Annotated in this window: 13 protein-coding genes and 2 tRNA genes; 6 read left to right on the top strand and 9 right to left on the bottom strand. The window is 43.1% G+C overall.

Translation table 11 applies throughout. The features are described from left to right. Positions 1–179: 179 nt before the first annotated feature. A complete protein-coding gene (locus tag CXF65_RS00260; RefSeq protein ID WP_101210635.1) occupies positions 180–1,898 on the bottom strand; it encodes a hypothetical protein in 1,719 nt (572 codons plus the stop codon). Positions 1,899–2,020: 122 nt separating this feature from the next. Here CXF65_RS00260 and CXF65_RS00255 point away from each other — a divergent pair, with 122 nt between their 5' ends. The 3 genes from CXF65_RS00255 to CXF65_RS00245 all read left to right on the top strand — a co-directional run bounded on the left by CXF65_RS00255 (position 2,021) and on the right by CXF65_RS00245 (position 3,682). Next, positions 2,021–2,431: an OsmC family protein gene (locus tag CXF65_RS00255; protein ID WP_101210634.1), complete on the top strand. Its 411-nt coding sequence runs from the start codon at positions 2,021–2,023 to the stop codon at positions 2,429–2,431. Between the two features lie 68 nt (positions 2,432–2,499). Beyond that, entirely contained in the window at positions 2,500–2,964 is a 465-nt protein-coding gene (locus CXF65_RS00250) for a flavodoxin family protein (RefSeq protein WP_101210633.1), read from the top strand. A gap of 37 nt (positions 2,965–3,001) precedes the next feature. Beyond that, the gene (locus tag CXF65_RS00245) at positions 3,002–3,682 is read left to right on the top strand and encodes a DUF938 domain-containing protein (RefSeq protein WP_101210632.1); all 681 of its coding nucleotides are present in this window, start codon (positions 3,002–3,004) and stop codon (positions 3,680–3,682) included. A gap of 97 nt (positions 3,683–3,779) precedes the next feature. On the opposite strand, the gene CXF65_RS00240 is transcribed toward CXF65_RS00245, so the two are convergent. Beyond that, complete coding sequence (locus CXF65_RS00240; protein WP_101210631.1) at positions 3,780–4,574, bottom strand: dienelactone hydrolase family protein; 795 nt, start codon at positions 4,572–4,574, stop codon at positions 3,780–3,782. 439 nt (positions 4,575–5,013) lie between these two features. On the opposite strand from CXF65_RS00240, the gene CXF65_RS00235 reads away from it, so the two are divergent. Together CXF65_RS00235 and CXF65_RS00230 are read left to right on the top strand one after the other, a co-directional pair. Next, positions 5,014–7,101, top strand: a complete 2,088-nt coding sequence (locus CXF65_RS00235; protein WP_101210630.1) for a catalase — start codon at positions 5,014–5,016, stop codon at positions 7,099–7,101. A 374-nt stretch (positions 7,102–7,475) separates the two neighbouring features. Beyond that, positions 7,476–8,243 (top strand): MBL fold metallo-hydrolase, encoded by a 768-nt coding sequence (locus tag CXF65_RS00230; RefSeq protein ID WP_025653078.1) that lies wholly within the window; start codon positions 7,476–7,478, stop codon positions 8,241–8,243. A gap of 240 nt (positions 8,244–8,483) precedes the next feature. Here CXF65_RS00230 and CXF65_RS00225 read toward each other — a convergent pair. The 7 genes from CXF65_RS00225 to leuS form a co-directional block, all read right to left on the bottom strand. After that, positions 8,484–8,559: transfer RNA gene (locus CXF65_RS00225), tRNA-Lys, on the bottom strand. A 156-nt stretch (positions 8,560–8,715) separates the two neighbouring features. After that, positions 8,716–8,791 (bottom strand) — tRNA-Lys (locus tag CXF65_RS00220). 607 nt (positions 8,792–9,398) lie between these two features. After that, on the bottom strand, positions 9,399–11,399 hold the full coding sequence (locus CXF65_RS00215; protein ID WP_101210629.1) for a MacB family efflux pump subunit: 2,001 nt from the start codon (positions 11,397–11,399) through the stop codon (positions 9,399–9,401). 119 nt (positions 11,400–11,518) lie between these two features. Continuing rightward, positions 11,519–12,847, bottom strand: a complete 1,329-nt coding sequence (locus CXF65_RS00210) for an efflux RND transporter periplasmic adaptor subunit (RefSeq protein ID WP_101210628.1) — start codon at positions 12,845–12,847, stop codon at positions 11,519–11,521. Between the two features lie 266 nt (positions 12,848–13,113). Beyond that, a complete protein-coding gene (gene holA / locus CXF65_RS00205; protein ID WP_025653081.1) occupies positions 13,114–14,187 on the bottom strand; it encodes a DNA polymerase III subunit delta in 1,074 nt (357 codons plus the stop codon). 58 nt (positions 14,188–14,245) lie between these two features. Further along, a complete protein-coding gene (locus CXF65_RS00200) occupies positions 14,246–14,908 on the bottom strand; it encodes a hypothetical protein (RefSeq protein WP_025653082.1) in 663 nt (220 codons plus the stop codon). Between the two features lie 122 nt (positions 14,909–15,030). Beyond that, positions 15,031–17,718, bottom strand: coding sequence for a leucine--tRNA ligase (leuS, locus tag CXF65_RS00195; RefSeq protein WP_101210627.1), 2,688 nt, complete (start codon positions 17,716–17,718; stop codon positions 15,031–15,033). A gap of 143 nt (positions 17,719–17,861) precedes the next feature. On the opposite strand from leuS, the gene CXF65_RS00190 reads away from it, so the two are divergent. Beyond that, the coding region (locus tag CXF65_RS00190) for a hypothetical protein (protein WP_157823932.1) at positions 17,862–18,471 on the top strand (610 nt) is incomplete at its 3' end.

Here is an 18,471-nt window from a genome sequence, read left to right as displayed (position 1 = left end):
CTGTGCTCGCAGTTAGCAGTGCTTTGCCTTAACGGTTCTCAGGTCATCGTCAGCTCCTTATTCCTAGAAAAGCCCCAACATACTTTAGTATGTTGGGGCTTTTCTTTGTTTGCTATTCTTTTATTGGTTTTGCCTTACCTGTAAGAATTATCTCTAACCCTTACGGTTTTTATCAAGAGCTATAGAACAGATGACTTACGGAAAATAAAAACATTATGATGAATAGCTTCATTAATTTTCTGCACATCGAACGTTTCTTTATCTTCAGGAAGTCTTAATACTTTAGGCAAACGTGTGATAACCATTTTGTCATTGGCGATAGCATAGTGTCTATAATATTCATTAATGGTCTCATCACAGTCAAACTCTAAATAAATAATATTATCAGTATGACTTTTTGCCAATCTAACGATCGATAAGAAAAACTCATTCTTTAATTGATTCTTTGAGTGTTCAATATCTTCGAAATCATATCTTGGTTGCCATCCTACTATTAGTCTTTGCCAAAGATTTCCTTTTTCCTTGGTCTCATGATAAAGCTTTAGCTTTTGTTCTAGACGCGATATCTGTTTGAGATTGCTTTCCACATCATCGAACTCTTCTTTGATTATATCTATGATCTCTTTGGAGGCTTCAGTAAGTCCTTTTGCATTATAGTTTTTATTCTCTAACGAATCGTAGATCATATCTAATAAGTGTCTAAAGCTAATTAGTCTGGCAACCATAATCTCTACGTTATAAGAGTAAGTTGCAATAGGTAGTAATTGAAAGTTCTGAATACTATCAATCATTCTATTAAAAATTTTACTTAAGTAATAAAATAGATAGTCTCGATCGTCCTTGTCGCTGATAGCGTGTTTGATGAGGTTGTTTAGCTTATTGAGTATCAATACAGTGATTTGTTGTTCATACTCATTCATACGCTTTTGAATATGAAATTCTGTTTCTTCACCGTCTTTTTCAAGGGGGTTTTTAAGTAACGGTTCAATTTGCGTCTTACATTTATATTGTGCATCTTCAATAAACTTGATAATCGTATCTGATACGCCAGCATCCAAAGTATAGAGTCGACTCATGCAATAAGTAACGTGCTCAAGGTAGCGCTCATTATCTAAAAGGTTTTTTCTGAGAACTACATGAGTTAAATATACGTATAGTTCATTTTGCATACTGTCTTCATGCAAAAAGCGTTTGAAGGAGTAAGGATTTTGTCTAGGCTTATCAGCGATACCAATCAAATACCAATACTTTTCACTTTCGATTACAAAGAACTTTTTATGCTTAGCTTCTTCTCTGATAATACTAGGTAAGTTTTCTTGTTCTTGAAAATCAATATCAGTCGAGTCCCAAGCACGAAAGTCACGTTCTTGAATCTTTTGTTTGATAAAAACTTCTTTAAAATACGTTTTTACAACGTCAATATTAAGCTGTCTAATGCCAGGTTGTACTATCAGATTTACATTATCAATCCAAGTCGCTAAATCGTATAAAAAAGCACGCTTTATACTCTTTCGACTCTGTTGGTCTAAATGATGATCGCCTATATCAATTCGATTAATATAGTCGATCATAGCTTCTACTTTATCTGCAAGATCAATAGCATCGCAGGTTTGCGGTTGGGATTCGACCAACTTTAGCATCTGTACGCTAATCGCTTGCAACTCTTTATTGCGTACTGCGGTGTTAGATAATACACTTCTAAGGTTTTCTGGAATGATATAAGTAAAATTTGCGCTAATATTTCTCTTTGACAATATTTTTTCGTACACACTTTTACGACTAGCAGGGTCAAGCTGTGGCAAAATATTGGCAATGATTGTTTTCCAATTAGTACTTAAAGCTGGATCTATCGATTTTAATTGATAGATTTGATACTCTGAGAGCTCATATACGTGCATATCATAATTCCTTTGAACCATTTACAGTACTAATGTTTGCATAAGTGTCGTAATCTTAGCATTTATTAAATAGTCATAACACTGCCTATCATTCAAAATACTATTAAATCAGAAGGAGCCCCATGACAACTTCAAAAGTAACCTACCAAGGCGACTTGCGCACCACCGCCATCCATTTGCAATCAAACAATGAAATTATTACCGATGCACCGACTGATAATCAAGGCAAGGGTGAAGCTTTTTCACCGACTGATCTATTAGCGACAAGCTTAGCCAGCTGTATGCTAACCATCATTGGTATTAAAGCCCGTGATATGGAAATCGATATTGCAGGTACTAGTGCTGAGGTGACCAAAGTGATGACAGCTGATCCAAGGCGCGTCAGTGAAATACATGTTGCTATCTCTTTTAATCAGCAGCTCGATGAAAAAACACAAAAAATATTCTATAACACTGCGCTGACTTGTCCGGTTGCGAAAAGCATCCATCCTGATATCATTCAAAAGGTAACTATCAATTCTAAAAGCGACTAATTCTAAGAATTATTGATTTAAAGAATTACGAATTCTAAAGACTAGTAACCTCTATAAGGGTGATTGATATGGCTAGCAAAACCTTACTTATCGTCGCGCATGTGCCGTCGCCTAATACCAAAAAATTGGCACAAGCGGCTTACGATGGTGCGAACCATCCTGATATCGATATTAATGTCATATTAAAATCACCGCAAGATACCCAGCCTGAAGATGTGCTGGCTGCTGATGCGCTGTTATTGGGGACGACTGAGAACTTGGCTTATATGGCAGGACTGACCAAAGATTTTTTTGATCGTTGCTACTATCCAGTGCTAGAAGAAAAGCAGGGTATGCCGTTTGCGCTTTATATTCGCGCAGGACATGATGGTACGGGCACTAAGCTTGCTATGAAGACGATTACGACTGGTTTGCGCTGGTCATGGATTCAAGAGGCGCTGATTTTGCAAGGTGATTGGCAAGAGGAATTCACTGAGCAAGTTGAAGAATTAGCAATGACGCTGGCGGCTGGAGTAGAAGCGGGTATTTACTAGTTTCTAATTCTGAATCTAGGGGGTTTAAAAGGTTGTTATGAATAATAAAAAATTAGGCAACACCGGTATCAATAATCAAAGTAAGCTACCGTTTTCGCAAGCTTGTGAGAACAATAAGCGACCCATTCTGTCTGTTTTGCAAAAAGAGTTAGTAGGATATTCGCAAGTATTAGAAGTAGGATCAGGAACGGGTCAGCACAGCGTGTACTTTGCACTAAACCTAACTCATCTCAATTGGCAAACTAGCGATGTTGTCGCCAATCACGCTGCTATAAAAGCTTGGCATGAGGCTTACCCTGCCTCTAATTTATATAAACCTTTGGCTTTTGACTTGACTACTGACTCGCGACCTAGACGCCTTAATAATGAGTCTTCTATAAGTGCTAACGACAAGCCTTATGATGCAGTATTTACGGCCAACACTTTACATATTATTTCGTGGTCTTTGGTCGAAAGACTTTTTGAGTCAGTGGGAGAGATGTTACCTGATAGTGGTAAATTTATAGTGTATGGCCCTTTCAATGACAATGGGCTTTATACGAGTAACAGCAATCGTCAGTTTGATAAAGCACTACGACAACGTGATGCTAATAGCGGTATACGCGATAAAGAAGATGTTGTAGCGTTGGCTGAAAAAAATTGGCTGACATTGGTTAAATTTTATCCGATGCCAGCCAACAATCAGCTACTTGTTTTCAAAAAGATAGAGTCAGTTTAGTGCGTGTTGAACATTCACAAGAAAGCACTGCTGATAGCTAAAGTGGTGCAAAATAATAGCATTTATAAAAATGTCATTTAACAACTTGAGTAGCAACTCATTTGTAAGTATTCTCTAAAAAGTTTAGATAACGATTCCAAGAGCGTTCATCTGCGCGAGCATCATATCTATCTTTATTATTGAAGTCCGTAAAAGCATGCACTGCACCACTATAAGTAATCATTTCATGCGGTACTTTAGCTGCTTCTAGCGTTTTGTTAAGCGCGGCAAAATCTTCGAACGGTACGGCTTCATCGGCTGAGCCATGAAACACCAATATCTCGCCTTTAGTATTGCTATAGCTTTGACCTGTTGGCGTCTCCAAGCCACCGTGAAAAGGGACAAAGGCTTTTTGCTCAAATCCTGAACGTGCCAGCTCTAGCGCGACACCACCACCGAAGCAATAACCCATCGTCACGCCTTCGCGGACATTATTACCTTGGGCTTGTCCAGTATTTAACGCCGCCGTCAGAATACGGCGCATCTTACTGCGATTCTTATAAAGCTCAGAAGTCAGACGCTTTTTGTCTGCTAACTCAGTCGGGCGAATACCCGTGCCAAACATATCAGCAGCTAGGACATTATAGCCCTCAGTCGCCAGCATATCAGCTCGTTTTTTTTCGTAATCAGTCAACCCATCCCAATCATGAATGAGCAAAATAAAAGGCGCATTGGCCTTATCGGCTTTGGCGTAATAGCCTTCATAATTTTGATTGTCTACCGTATAAGTGATATTTTTAGTCGTAATAGCTGCTGCTGTTTGACTAACGGTCAGTGCCATTACGCCCAATGACGTGGTAAAGAGCAGAGATTGGCACAAACGCTTAGCGGGGTGAATGACGTTCGATAACATAAGTAGTCCTTTATTTATGAATGATCAGGGTAAATGCTTGGCTGAGCTCTCTTTTTATTCATAAGATGTGGCTCGCAAGCAAGCTATAGTTTGATGAAGCATATTTTAGCAAGGCATACTTTAGAGAGTACCTTATAGAACCTGCTCATGACAAGTATGGCTATCAATAATAAAATGCACCTCATTTTTACTGTCAATTCCCAGTATTATTAACCAAATATCAACAAGCTTAACTATTTATATGACGTGTAACTTTGAATTTTTCGCTAAGATAAGTCGCAAGCCTATAATTTCTTTATCTTTTTAACAATCAGCATTGCTAAAACCCAGACCATTAAACGACAGTTGAAGTCATTATTATCTCTACGGATATTAGAACTGTGTAGGTGCTTTTTTCGTTCTCATTAGAGTCCATTTCACTTATAAGCTAGGATATTTTATGAAAAAGAATATTGATCATAACGACCCCGCCAAAGATATGAACCCTGCGCGTGGTAATGGTGGCGAGACTCATCAGCGTGCTAGTGACGATGGCAAGGTGTTAACCACGCAACAAGGCGTCGCAATTTCAGACAACCAAAACTCGTTAAAAGCCGGCGCACGTGGTCCGGCCTTGTTAGAAGATTTCGTCTTACGTGAAAAAATCAATCACTTCGACCATGAGCGCATTCCAGAGCGTATCGTCCATGCTCGTGGTAGTGCGGCGCATGGTTATTTTGAGCTAACAGAGTCGTTAGAAGAATACACCACCGCTAAAATTCTGACTGAAACAGGTAAGCAGACACCTTTATTTACGCGTTTTTCTACGGTTGCCGGTAATAAAGGCTCCAAGGATACGCCACGTGATGTCCGAGGGTTTTCTGTAAAAATTTATACTGAAGAGGGTAATTGGGATATTGTCGGTAACAATATGCCGATTTTCTTTATTCAAGATGCCATTAAATTTCCAGATTTGATTCATGCGGTGAAACCAGAGCCTGATCGCGGATTCCCACAAGCAGCGTCTGCCCATGATACTTTTTGGGATTTTGTCTCGCTAAGCCCTGAAACCATGCACAACCTAATCTGGCTAATGAGTGATCGCGCGCTGCCGCGTAGCCTACGTATGATGGAAGGTTTTGGTATTCACAGTTATCGCCTACTCAATAAAGACGGCAAAAGTACCTTTGTACGTTTCCACTGGAAGCCCGTACTTGGTGTCCAATCAACGACATGGGATGAAGCGGTAAAAATCTCTGGCGCAGATCCTGATTATCATCGCCGTGATCTATATGAAGCCATCGATAATGAAGCGTATCCAGAATGGGAGTTTGGTGTTCAGCTGTTCACGGAAGAAGAAGCCAATGAGTTTCCATTCGATCATTTAGATGCGACCAAATTGATTCCGGAAGAAATGGTACCAGTAAAAATCATTGGCAAAATGGTGTTGAACCGTAATGTAGACAATTTCTTCGCAGAAACTGAGCAAGTAGCCTTTTGTCCCTCGCATTTGCCACCTGGTGTTGACTTCAGTAACGACCCATTATTACAAGGTCGCCTGTTCAGCTATCTCGACACCCAGCTATCGCGCTTAGGCTCGCCTAACTTTGCCCAGATTCCTATTAATGCGCCAAAGTGTCCGTTTGCCAACAATCAGCAAGACGGTCATATGCAGATGCAAGTGCCGAAAACTCGCACCCTTTATGAGCCACAAAGCTTAGATGCCACTCGTCCACGTGAAAGTGTCAAGCGTGGCTTTGAGTCGTTCCATGAGCAGTTAGATGACGGTGTAAAAGGCCGCGTACGCGCTGAGAGCTTCGCTGACCATTATAGTCAGCCGCGTATGTTCTATCGTAGCCAAACGCCTACAGAGCAAGCACATATCGCTTCAGCTTATGCGTTCGAGCTAGGTAAAGTAGACACCGCACACGTTCGTACTCGTATGCTAAGTCACTTGCCGCATATCGATGAAGACTTGGCCAATCGAGTTGCGAAAGCCTTGGGAATGGAATTGCCTGAACCTGCTGATGCCGCAGCCCCAGTAGTAGATATGGCGACTTCAAAACCTCTACAAACTATCGGTCGAACGCCTAAAACTTTGAATGGTCGCTTAGTCGGTATTCTAGTAGCTAAAGGGTCAAAGCATAGTGAAATTCAGAAGTTTGAAGAAGCGGTCAATAAAGAGGGCGGCATGGTAAAAATCGTTGCTCCTAACAAAGAAGTAGAGTTGGATGACGGCACACGTATCCAAGCCGACGAGCGTTTGGCTGGTGGCCCTTCAGTATTGTTTGATGCGGTAGTCAGTATCATTATGCCTGACCAAGCTAAGAAGCTAGCCATGGATAGCTCAGCATTAGATTGGTTCACCGATGCTTACGTGCATTGTAAGGCCATTGCTTATTGCGGGGCGACGGATGAGTTTATATTAAGTAAACTGCCCGTCCAAAAAGATGCTTTTGTCACGCCATTGGCTGATTTGGATATCTTTATTGATAATGCAAAATCTCGTCTGTGGGAGCGTGAACCAAAGGTACGTGACCTTGCTTAATTAAACCTGTTTTACTATACAAAGAATCCAGCCTAAGTGCTGGGTTTTTTGCTTTTATAACCCTACAATTATTATTCACTTAGAAAGATAGCCACAAGCGTTCACTGAATGTCACTGACTATTAGATAACGAAGGTTATAATAAAGAAAATTATATTAATTAAGGTCTGTTGAACATTCAAATATTAGGACTGCTGATCGCTAAAATTGCACCAAACCTTTTATTAAATCAGGCGTAAACCGACGATAATGTCGAGACCTTAGCTAGGTTTATAACGACGTTTTGGGTGGTTTTAGCCACTGCCAATGCCACATTTGAATGTTCAACAGACCCTAATAAAAGTAGTCTGATACGATCAGGCTTAGGGTTAGATAATGAGTTTATGTGAGATTGTACGTCTTGATGGTTATATACAAAGCACCTATTTAGCAGTATATCCCGATAAATTGATGTTGCTAGATGGCTGTTGCCGTGCTGACGTCTCTATGGTTCTTAGTTACATTCAAAAAACGCTGCAACGTCCTATAACAGACTTGAAGGTCGTTGTCGTGACGCATATGCATCCAGATCATGCAGGAGGTGCTAGTGCGCTCAGAAAAGCGACAGGCTGCCTTATTGTTTCCGCAGATAAACCGAAGCCGTGGTATGCAGGTATTAGTGGAAAAGCTATGTATTTAACGGATATTGCGCTGGCTCATTATGTTGCTCGTCGTACACAACGTCCTTATGCAAACCTATGGTACCCAACACATCTGCGCCCTGATATTACCGTTAAGGAGGGTGATTGTATTCCTAGCTTTGAGGAGTGGCAGGTACTGGAAACACCGGGTCATACCGATCGGGATTTGTCTTTGTTTCACCTTTCAACTAGGCAAGTATATACGGCTGACTTAATTATAAAGCTACGCCATAAGTTTGTCGCTCCTTTTCCAGTTCATTATCCAAAAGCTTATGTTCAATCTCTTCAAAAAATAAAAGACTTACGTCCTTCTAACGTTATGATGGCGCATGGCTGCGAGCTGCCTATTGACGCGGCAACTTTTGACATGCTTATCGCACAAGCTCCCAAAAAGCCTCGTACTATAACCGACACCATTAAGCATAAATTAAAAGGTGGAAAAACAAAGGTCAAGGATTACTAAAGTAGAATAGCTTCTATAGGTAGTCCTCTATAAATCAGATACGATGTCAGGCTCGCTTAGTCTACTATTTGCAGTACTCTCATTCGCTTTCCCTATATCCAAATTATATCGATATAGTCAGTGAAAGTAATATCGTCGCGTTTTTAGGATATTTCAGTTATATACACTATTCTTTATTAAAACCAAATTTAAGACAAAAAAAGCCCAGCCATTATAAATAATGGCTGGGCTTTTAGAATATGGTGGGCCGACCGCGACTCGAACGCGGGACCAATTGATTAAAAGTCAACTGCTCTACCAACTGAGCTATCGGCCCTGAGAAGCGTTAAAAAATTGCATGACAATTTTAGCTTCGCAAGATAAATTTCCTTAAAGGGAAATTTATTAAAACTAGACATCAAAAACAATGTCTTTAAACTTATAACGCTACTACCGAATAGGGTAGCATACATGATAAGAATCATACTAAAGATGGTGGGCCGACCGCGACTCGAACGCGGGACCAATTGATTAAAAGTCAACTGCTCTACCAACTGAGCTATCGGCCCTGAGCGAGGATAACACGAAACACTGCTTCGTCTGAGCGCAAGAGAATTTACATTTTCGTAAGTTCTAAAAACTCAGTATCCAAACTAGGTTTGCATTTACTGCAAGATAAATTCCCTTAAAGGGATATTTATTAAAACTAGACATTAAAAATATCTATAAGCTTAACTTCTTTATCTATTCTTGAATCAATATCAAAAGAGACAATAAGCTCGTTTACTCGTTTAGATTATTTGTATCTCTAAACGTGAGAGCACATTATATATATTATTAAGACAATTACAACCCCGTAGAACAAAAAAAGTGTAATTGAGGCAAAACAATGGGTATTTTTATTATATTCACGAGTAAATGCAATTTTAGAAGGGCAATTTTAGAAGGTCAGTTAGCTAAGATAACTGACTGAATAAATACAGTTAGTCCCAAATAAGATGAGTACAAGTATTATAGCGTGCTACTGGTATAAATTTTCTTTGCTTGCTGTGCCTGCGCAGTTTCGATGCTATGAAAAATCCATCCCAGTAGCACTGTGTTTATTCTATAGTGGAACGACTATAAGGTAGCGTCTGATTTAATCGTTCGTTCACTATTTAGCAATTATCTATCCGTTTAATCTCTAGACAGCGCTTCTACAGGATCCAGTCTGGCCGCATTGCGTGCAGGCAAGAAACCGAAGATAACACCAATCAGCGTCGAGCACAAAAAGGCGGCAATGATAGAGGTGGATGAATAAATGACTTTAAAGCTATCGCCACCAACGCGGTTAATGACCTCACCAATCGCAAATGCCAGCCCAATACCAAGTAGTCCGCCTAGAATACAGACCAGTACGGCCTCGATTAAAAACTGCTGCATAATGTCGTTTTGACGAGCACCGACCGCCATACGTACCCCAATCTCATTGGTGCGTTCAGTGACCGACACCAGCATGATATTCATCACCCCGATACCACCAACAACTAGTGAAATAATAGCGATTGATGAAATCAGTAAGGTCATGGCAGTGGTGGTCGATTCGATGGTTTGGCGAATCGAGTCTGAGTTGCGTATGCGAAAGTCATCGGTACCATGGCGACTTTCCATCAGTTCGGAAATGGCTGATTCTGCAGCGGCCGATGAGATATTATCATCAATGAGGGCGACAAAATTTTCAATATAGGCACTACCGATAAGTCGCGACATCATCGTGGTATAGGGCATATATAGCGTAGGCGTATCGACAGAACCTCTGCCGAAGCCGCTAGAGTTGGGGGCTAAGACGCCAATGACTCGCCCTGGTACGCTACCTATCAGCATGACTTCACCGATGGGGTTGGGGTTGTCCGGAAAAAAGGTATTTTTGGCGTTGTTGTCGATGATAATGTCTTGAGTACGGCGTAAGATGCTGTCCTCATCAAAACCTTGACCCTGAACCAGTGTTTCGCCACTGACATCAAGATAGTCTTTACCCACACCACTAACGCTAGCCGCCTCCTGGACGCTGCGATAACGCACATTAATATTGGTATCGAGCTGCGGGCTCACACTAACGACATAGGGCTGATCAGCGACCGCTTGGGCGTCTTCTGGCGTTAAATTGTCATCATTGTATTGCCGTCTGGGATCGCCATAAGGATAGCCGTCAGAGACGGTAATAGTATTGGTGCCAAGAGAGCTAATATTGGAGAGGATCTGCGCCTGTGAGCCTTTACCGAGACCGACGACTGATACGACTGAGGCGATACCAATAATAATGCCTAGCATCGTCAGTAAGGTGCGCATTTTATGAGCACGCATGGCCAGTAATGACATCTTAAACGCTTCAAATATACGGTCGATAAAGCTGCTAAAGGTACTCTTTCGATGTTTGTCTAAAATAGGCTCAGGTTTTACCTCTGTTCGCTGGTAGCGCTCATTTTCGTAGTCAGCAATCACATAACCGTCTTTGAGCTCAATTACCCGCTCGGCTTGTGCCGCAAGGTTGGGATCATGCGTGACCATGATAATAGTATGACCTTGGGCATTTAACTCATACAATATCTGCATCACATCGTCGCCAGACTTACTATCGAGTGCCCCAGTTGGCTCATCCGCTAAAATAATGTCGCCGCCATTCATCAGTGCCCGAGCGATAGAAACACGCTGCTGTTGGCCGCCTGACAGCTGATTGGGACGGTTATTGACCTTGTCTGCCAATCCCAAGTCCGTTAGCAGTTTTTCAGCTCGCTCGTTACGGGCTTGCCCATCCATCCCTGCATATACTGCAGGCACCGAGACGTTATCGCGCGCGCTGATATCGCCGAGTAAATGATAACGTTGAAAAATAAAGCCAAAGTGCTCGCGGCGCAGTTTGGCCAACTCATCGGCTTCTAGGCGGTCAACGGGTTTGCCAAATATTTTGTATTCGCCAGCACTGGCTTGATCCAAGCAGCCTAAGATGTTCATCAGGGTCGACTTACCCGAACCCGATTGACCAATGATGGCCACCATCTCACCTTGATTGATAGTCAGATCGATATCATGAAGCACACGAATGGTTTGTTCACCCGCTTTAAACTCTTTTATCAGCCCTTTGACCTGCATCAATGGGACGTCTGCTGCGATATTAGGGTTGGGGTTGCCACTATTCATCTAGAATGCTACCTATATCAATACTGCTAATATGAATCAATTTCAAAAACTTATCTGCTGGGCGATGTTTGCTGAGCGATGTATCTGTGCAGATGGTACGCCAATTTTAGTGCTAGGCATTAAAACGGACGTCCGCCTCGGGCATTTGCTTTTGCGGGACCTTCTTCGCTTAAGATGACTTCATCGCCTTTATTAAGACCACTCAAAATCTGAACATTCACGCGGTTGTTAATACCAGTCTTCACTATTTGCTCGACGACTTGACCATCCGCTTTTAGCACGCGAACCTTGGATGTTTTTACGTTCGGATCCTCATTTCTGCTTTTGGTATTTTTAGTATCGCCAGCAGGTTGCAGGGCCGCAGAGGGGATAAGTAGCGTATTTTTTGCTTGATCAATAACGATATAAACCTGCGCGGTCATGTCGATACGGAAACGGCGATCGGTATTGGGCACTTCAATATAACCGACATAATAAATAGCCGCGTCCGTTGAGCTGGTGTCACTGATACTCTCAGGGGCGGGTTCAATCGCCTTGAGGACAGAGTCAAATTTTTGATCAGGATTACCAATGATATTAAAGTAGACGGGCAAACCCGCTTGGACATTAATAACGTCCGCTTCAGAGATTTGCGCGTTAATACGAACCGTGGATAAATCTGCCAAAGTCACAATTGTTGGTGCCGTTTGATTGGCATTAACAGTCGTACCTTGCTCGGTAGTGACCGATACCACAGTACCTGCCATTGGGGCACGGATAGTGGTATAGCTCAGATCTTCTTGGGCAGTACTGACGTTGGTTTGCGATTTGCGTAGTGCCGCTTGCTGGCTGTTAATATTGGCCTCTGTGGTCGCAATGGCAGCTTTTGCCGTTTCAATCGCAGCACGGGCATTGGCTACGGCCGCTTTTGCTGTCTCAACACTGGTAGCTTGCGTATCGTACTCTTGCTGTGAAATGGCATCGATAGCCACTAAAGACTGTAAACGCATAAAATCGGATTGCGCTTGTTTTAATTCCGACTGACGGCTGGCAAGATCTGCATAGGCACTTTTTAACGCCGCCTGCCGACTCAAAGATTCTGCCCGCGCACTTTGTAAGGCTGCTTCACTTTGCTCAAGGCTGGCTTGTTCATTACTCAGGTTGTTTTTTTGCGTTACTTGATCAATCTGCGCAATCAAATCGCCTTTTTTTACCTCGTCACCGACTTCAACGAATAGGCGAGTGACTTCACCAGATACCTGTGCCCCTACATCAACGGTATTAAGCGCTTTGACCTTACCAGAGGCCATGACATTATTTTCAATATCGCCCATTTCAGCGATGGCTGTTAAATAGTTGGGGGTGGTTTCTTTCGGTTTAAAAAAGCTATAGGCCAAAGCTCCCAATGCGATGATAATTAAGGCAATAACACCCCATTTGATAGCAGACTTTTTGCTTATTTTGCGCATGACAACAATCCAATTACAATTAAATCAAGTGTAGCTATAGTAGAGACTTCATGGTCAAAATGGAATGGGAATTAGTTTAAGAAAGGTTAAGGTAGTTTTTGAACATGGTGGGAATAGAGAAAAAATAGGAGGGGAATTGCAAAAGTAGATATATCTGAAAACTATAGAGGGCATCAGAGGGTATCGAAGATTTGTGAGAAGTCATTACTGACGCTGTTTTTGACAGGGAATGGCTGCATCACATCAATAACAATAGTGACTGAAATTTATCGTGCAGCAAACAAGCGCTTACCTGTTAATTCAAGCGCGGCCTGCAATAACAACTCCCACGCTGGCTGACGAATGAGACCTTTAATCGCTTGGTCACAACGATATAGCAGGGCAGGCCATTCAGCCGTTTGCGCTGGGCGGCGGCACGCTTGTTGATATAGACCTTGTTTGCTACGCCAAATACCCAATGCTTGCGGATCTTGCCCATCCATTAATTGTATAATTTGGCGCATGTCTTTGCTGATTGCCCACAGTACCAAGGTCGTCGGCTCATCAGTGGCTTTCAGCTGAAAAATGATTTTCGCCACTTGTGCGCTATTGCCTGCCAGCATTGCATCAGATAAATCAAAGACGCTGAATTGAGCGTCGCTGACCAAGGCGGCCTGAAGATCTTTGATGTCTAATGCTACGTTTGGCGCGGTCGTTGTAGACTGATTATTGCCTTCGTGAGTTGCGTCATGACTACTAGCATCCAACTGCGGTGCAAATAGATAAGACAGCCGCCACAAGGTTTGATAAGCACTTAGCAGGTGATGCTCGGTGTGCGACATGAGCAGTTGCCACGCTTCTTGTGACAGCCTGAGTCCAAATTGCTGGGCTTGAATCTGCAACAGCTGCTGACGTTGCTGTTCGTTGTATAAATTGCAGTCAATGATGTGACCGTATTGCGCAAATGGCGCAAACCACTTGCTGCTTTGCGCGCGTTTGTCTTGCTTGGGCGTTAACCATAATAAGCTATGACTGTGCGCCCCTGTTTGTGCCTCGACAGCAAAGCGCTCAAGCTCAGCGATAACGGCTTTATCCGGTTTATGATTACCGGTTACGATCAAGGCGCTGGCATCATCAAATAAAGACTGGCTACCAAGCTCTGAGAGTACTTCTTGCCAGCTCTTAACCGACACCAGCTCTATACGTTTAATCGCGTAATTCTGCGCACGCCAATGCGGACGCAAGGCATCGATCAGCCACTGACTCAATAACGTCTCATCTCCATGTGCCAGCCACAAACCAGCTACGGCCACGGATGACTGTAGTAGTTTGGGATAGGCTTGTATAAAAGACTCTTGCATAGACTAATGAGGACACAGGTTTATGAGAATGGATGGACAGAATACCTTACGCTAACCATTAAGGGGTTGGTGTGCTTGGAACGATAACAGCCGTAGACGCTGAGCCTGTTTGTGCCGTTTTATTGGCATTGGCAGGGGTGACTCTAGGCAATGCAATGGCAACATATTGATCAGTGATACGGCGTGCCAAACTGTCATAGAGCCAGTCACGAATTTGATCGCCTTGTTGGTCATCGGTACTGACCGATGCCTCATTATACTGGTAACTGCGCTCGACTTGGATAGGGTTGGTTAGTGTCACCACTTTGCCATTTTGTAGGGTTTGGTAGCTGACATCTGCTGACAATACTAAGCGGATTTCTGTTAAAACACCGACCAATTCATAACGCTTAAAGCGCATATTTTTGACGCTAATCGCAGCAATGGGTTCCGCCGTCGCGTTTTTATTGTTATTGGTAATATCGACCAAGGTCATATTATCGATTACATCGACGCCCAAGGCTTCTAGGCGTCGTGACAACGGTAACTTTAGTGGAAAGGAGGTGCGATTGTCTTCGATGATGATGGCTGTTTTGGCCACATCAAATAGCATCGGTGTGCCATAACCTCTTAGCTGAAAGCCGCAGCCACTAAGAGCCGCTGTGGCTCCCAGTACAGAAAGCAGTGGCAAGCTTGCGAGTAATGCTGTCGCTAGCTTCTGTGCATTAGACTTTTTTGCCATATTGCATTGTCCACTTGGCTTGCTTGATTTCGTTTGAGATGACTGCACAGCTCGCTGCTTACAAGACATAATCGCTATCCTTATGTTGATAAAAAGGCTTAAAACACTACGTTTAAAAAAGTTTAGCCTGCCACCACGATATTGACCAGTTTATTCGGCACGACGATTTCTTTTTTGATGTCACCCGTTAGGAATTTCGCCACGCTTTCTATCGCACGCGCTTGCGCCTTTAGCTGTTCAGGGTCGCTGTTCGGCGCGACATCCATCTTACCGCGCATTTTGCCGTTGACCTGTACCACCATCGTGATCATGTCTTGTACTAAGGCACTTTCATCGACGGCTGGGTAGCTCAGGGTAAGGGTATCCAGCCCTAACTGCTCAAGTAAGTGCTCGCCCGCGTGTGGCGCGTAGACTGATAGCATAATAAGCAGATCAATCAACGCTTCATGCTGCACTTGTAGGTCTTGCTCACTATTTGCTTTAAAGCCAGTCAGCTCGTTGGCAAGCTCCATCAAACTTGATACAGGCGTGTTTAGCGCCAGACGATCACCCAAGTCACTATCGATCTTGGCAATGGTCTCATGAGTTTTACGGCGTAAATTTTTCGCTTCTTTGCTTAAGCCATCAGTTTTCAAGGCGACATTATTGAGTGTCTCAAGGCTTAGGTTTGCTTCAGTAAGCGCTTGCATATGCTCAGTAGCAATACGCCATACTTTTTTAACAAAATTATAAGGGCCTTTTAGCGCGTCATCCGACCATTCTAGCGTCTGATCGGCAGGCGCGGTAAATAGGGTATAGAGACGAACGGTATCAGCGCCGTATTTATCAATAGTGATTTGTGGATCGACACCGTTGTTTTTGGACTTAGACATTTTTTCGATTTTGCCAATCGTGACTGGCTGTCCATCAGCTTTTAAAATCGCTTTAATCGGTTGACCACGCTCGTTGTAGTCGATATCGATGTCTTCTGCGAAGTAATACGTCGTGCTGCCATCGGCATTAAGACGGTAAAAAGTACCGGCAAGCACCATACCTTGGGTCATAAGATTGGCAAATGGTTCATCGCCTGACACCAGTGACTCATCGCGCATAAGCTTATGGAAGAAGCGTGCATAAAGCAGATGCATGACGGCGTGCTCTACACCGCCAACATATTGATCGACAGGTAGCCATTTATTGGCGGCAGACTTGTTGACCATGTTCTGTGCATCATTCGGACTGGCAAAACGCGCATAGTACCAGCTTGACTCTACAAAGGTATCAAAGGTGTCAGTCTCACGTTCAGCAGGGTTGCCACATTTCGGGCAAGTGGTATTCACAAACTCTGGAATGTTTTTGAGTGGATTACCGCGACCATCAGGAACGACGTCAGTCGGCAAGACAACGGGCAAATCTTGCTCTTCAACAGGTACGGTACCGCAATGCTCACAGTTGACCATTGGAATAGGGCAGCCCCAATAACGCTGGCGAGAAACACCCCAATCACGGAGACGGTATTGGATTTTTTTCTTAGCCAGTTCTTGTGGCTCAAGTTTGGCTAACATAGCCTCAAACGCTTGCTCAAAGTCTAAGCCATCAAATTCACCTGAATTGACCAAAATATTGCGCTCAGTATAGGCAAGATTAATCTCAGCATCGTTCGCCTTTGCGTCTGCTTCTAACTCATCAAAATACCCAGCAGGGATATCGATAACTTGTTTAATTGGTAGCTTGTACTTAACGGCAAATTCATAATCGCGCTCGTCATGTGCCGGTACTGCCATAACTGCGCCAGAGCCGTAGCTCATGAGCACATAGTTGGCGACCCATACGGGTACTTCTTCGCCGGTCAGTGGATGCGTCACGGTAAGACCGGTATCCATACCGATTTTTTCAGCTTTGGCTAGATCGGCTTCTGCCACTGAGCCTTTTTTACACAGCGCATTAAACTGGGCAATCGCCTCATCATGCTCAGCGGCATATTGTGCCAATGGATGCTCTGCGGCAACCGCCACATAAGTGACGCCCATCAAGGTGTCAGGACGCGTCGTGAATACATCTAGGGTATTGGTTTCGCCAGCAAGCTCATAAGGGAAATGCACTTCCATACCGGCACTACGACCAATCCAATTGCGCTGCATGGTCAGTACTTCAGATGGCCAGTGACCTTCTAGTTGGTCTAAATCGTCAAGCAGCTCATCGGCATAATCGGTGATGTTAAAGTAATACATCGGAATGTCGCGCTTTTCGACCGCCGCGCCACTACGCCAACCTTTACCGTCAATGACTTGCTCATTGGCTAAAACCGTATTATCAATCGGATCCCAGTTCACGGTGGCAAGCTTTTTATAAACCAAGCCTTTTTTGTATAACTGTAAAAACAACCATTGCTCCCACTGATAATATTCGGGGCTACAAGTGGCAAATTCACGTGACCAATCAATAGATAAACCTAGCAATTTTAGCTGCGCGCGCATGCTGTCAATATTAGCAAACGTCCATTTAGCAGGTGGCGTCTGATTGGCAATCGCAGCGTTTTCAGCGGGCAGGCCAAAGCCGTCCCAGCCCATTGGCTGCATGACTTCATAGCCCTTAAGGCGATAGTAACGGCTCAGCACATCTGAGATAGTATAGTTGCGCACGTGACCCATGTGCAGCTTGCCGCTTGGGTAAGGGAACATCGACAGCATATAACGACTTGGCTTGTCGCTTGGCTCATTGCTGACTTCAAAGCGCTTATCCGTTGCCCATTTGGCTTGTTGTGCGGCTTCAATAGCTTGTGGGTTATAACAATTATTTTCTGATTGGTCAGATGTCACAGTATTGCTCATAGTCGGCTCTAGATTGAATATTTTGATAAGAAATTAGATACGCTAGAATAGCGCAAATCGGCAAAAAATGCGATGGGGCAACGTAATAATAGAGCAGTATTAAGAAGTATATAACAACTTATGAATCCACAGTAAGGCTCGGCATGCAAAAACTAAAGAAAGGTCAGGTACTAAAGTATCCTATTGATTTGTATTTATCGAACAAACACATGCTGTCGATTTTGGCTTTAGGTTTGTTAATTTTTCCGCTGTATTATTATGGGCTACCCATCGCAAAAGATGAAGGTTGGTTTTTCATTATAGTGATGTGGTTATCAATAATTTTGATAGCTGTTGCGGTATTCACGGTATTATTTGCCTTTATTACTGGTAAGCCCGTTTTTCAAATTACAGATAAAGGGATAACGATTTTACAAGTCTTGCGCCGACCACAACAGAGATATTTGTTGTGGCAGGATATTGAGTGTATAGGTATCGATTGTCGAGTCATCAAGCGCCACGAAATTTGGCTATTAATGATTCAACCTAAACAAGGCAAAATTATACAATACCCCATAAGGTCTATGAGATATAAAGATGCCATCTTGAATGAAGTGGAAGTGGTGCATTTAGTGCAACTTGCCTCTGAAGGCCGTTCCGCTATACATTATGAGCCTATAGAAATGGAAAGAATTAAACTGATCACTCCAAGAGTGCAGTGGTTATTGTTAGCCTTGATTTTTCTTTGTATAGTTTTCTATCTATTTTTTATGA

It is taken from the genome of Psychrobacter sp. Sarcosine-3u-12 (genome assembly GCF_002836005.1).
In the GTDB taxonomy this organism is placed as follows: domain Bacteria; phylum Pseudomonadota; class Gammaproteobacteria; order Pseudomonadales; family Moraxellaceae; genus Psychrobacter; species Psychrobacter okhotskensis.
The sequence above is the reverse complement of the archived record's forward strand: the minus strand, read 5'-3'. Positions and strand labels throughout refer to the sequence as shown.

Excerpts from the sequence above, each read along its gene's own strand:
- CXF65_RS00230 (WP_025653078.1), top strand. The coding sequence starts at position 7,476 with ATGAGTTTATGTGAGATTGTACGTCTTGATGGTTATATACAAAGCACC.
- CXF65_RS00250 (WP_101210633.1), top strand. The coding sequence starts at position 2,500 with ATGGCTAGCAAAACCTTACTTATCGTCGCGCATGTGCCGTCGCCTAAT.
- CXF65_RS00235 (WP_101210630.1), top strand. The coding sequence starts at position 5,014 with ATGAAAAAGAATATTGATCATAACGACCCCGCCAAAGATATGAACCCT.
- CXF65_RS00255 (WP_101210634.1), top strand. The coding sequence starts at position 2,021 with ATGACAACTTCAAAAGTAACCTACCAAGGCGACTTGCGCACCACCGCC.
- CXF65_RS00260 (WP_101210635.1), bottom strand. The coding sequence starts at position 1,898 with ATGCACGTATATGAGCTCTCAGAGTATCAAATCTATCAATTAAAATCG.
- CXF65_RS00245 (WP_101210632.1), top strand. The coding sequence starts at position 3,002 with ATGAATAATAAAAAATTAGGCAACACCGGTATCAATAATCAAAGTAAG.
- holA (WP_025653081.1), bottom strand. The coding sequence starts at position 14,187 with ATGCAAGAGTCTTTTATACAAGCCTATCCCAAACTACTACAGTCATCC.
- leuS (WP_101210627.1), bottom strand. The coding sequence starts at position 17,718 with ATGAGCAATACTGTGACATCTGACCAATCAGAAAATAATTGTTATAAC.
- CXF65_RS00200 (WP_025653082.1), bottom strand. The coding sequence starts at position 14,908 with ATGGCAAAAAAGTCTAATGCACAGAAGCTAGCGACAGCATTACTCGCA.
- CXF65_RS00210 (WP_101210628.1), bottom strand. The coding sequence starts at position 12,847 with ATGCGCAAAATAAGCAAAAAGTCTGCTATCAAATGGGGTGTTATTGCC.
- CXF65_RS00240 (WP_101210631.1), bottom strand. The coding sequence starts at position 4,574 with ATGTTATCGAACGTCATTCACCCCGCTAAGCGTTTGTGCCAATCTCTG.
- CXF65_RS00215 (WP_101210629.1), bottom strand. The coding sequence starts at position 11,399 with ATGAATAGTGGCAACCCCAACCCTAATATCGCAGCAGACGTCCCATTG.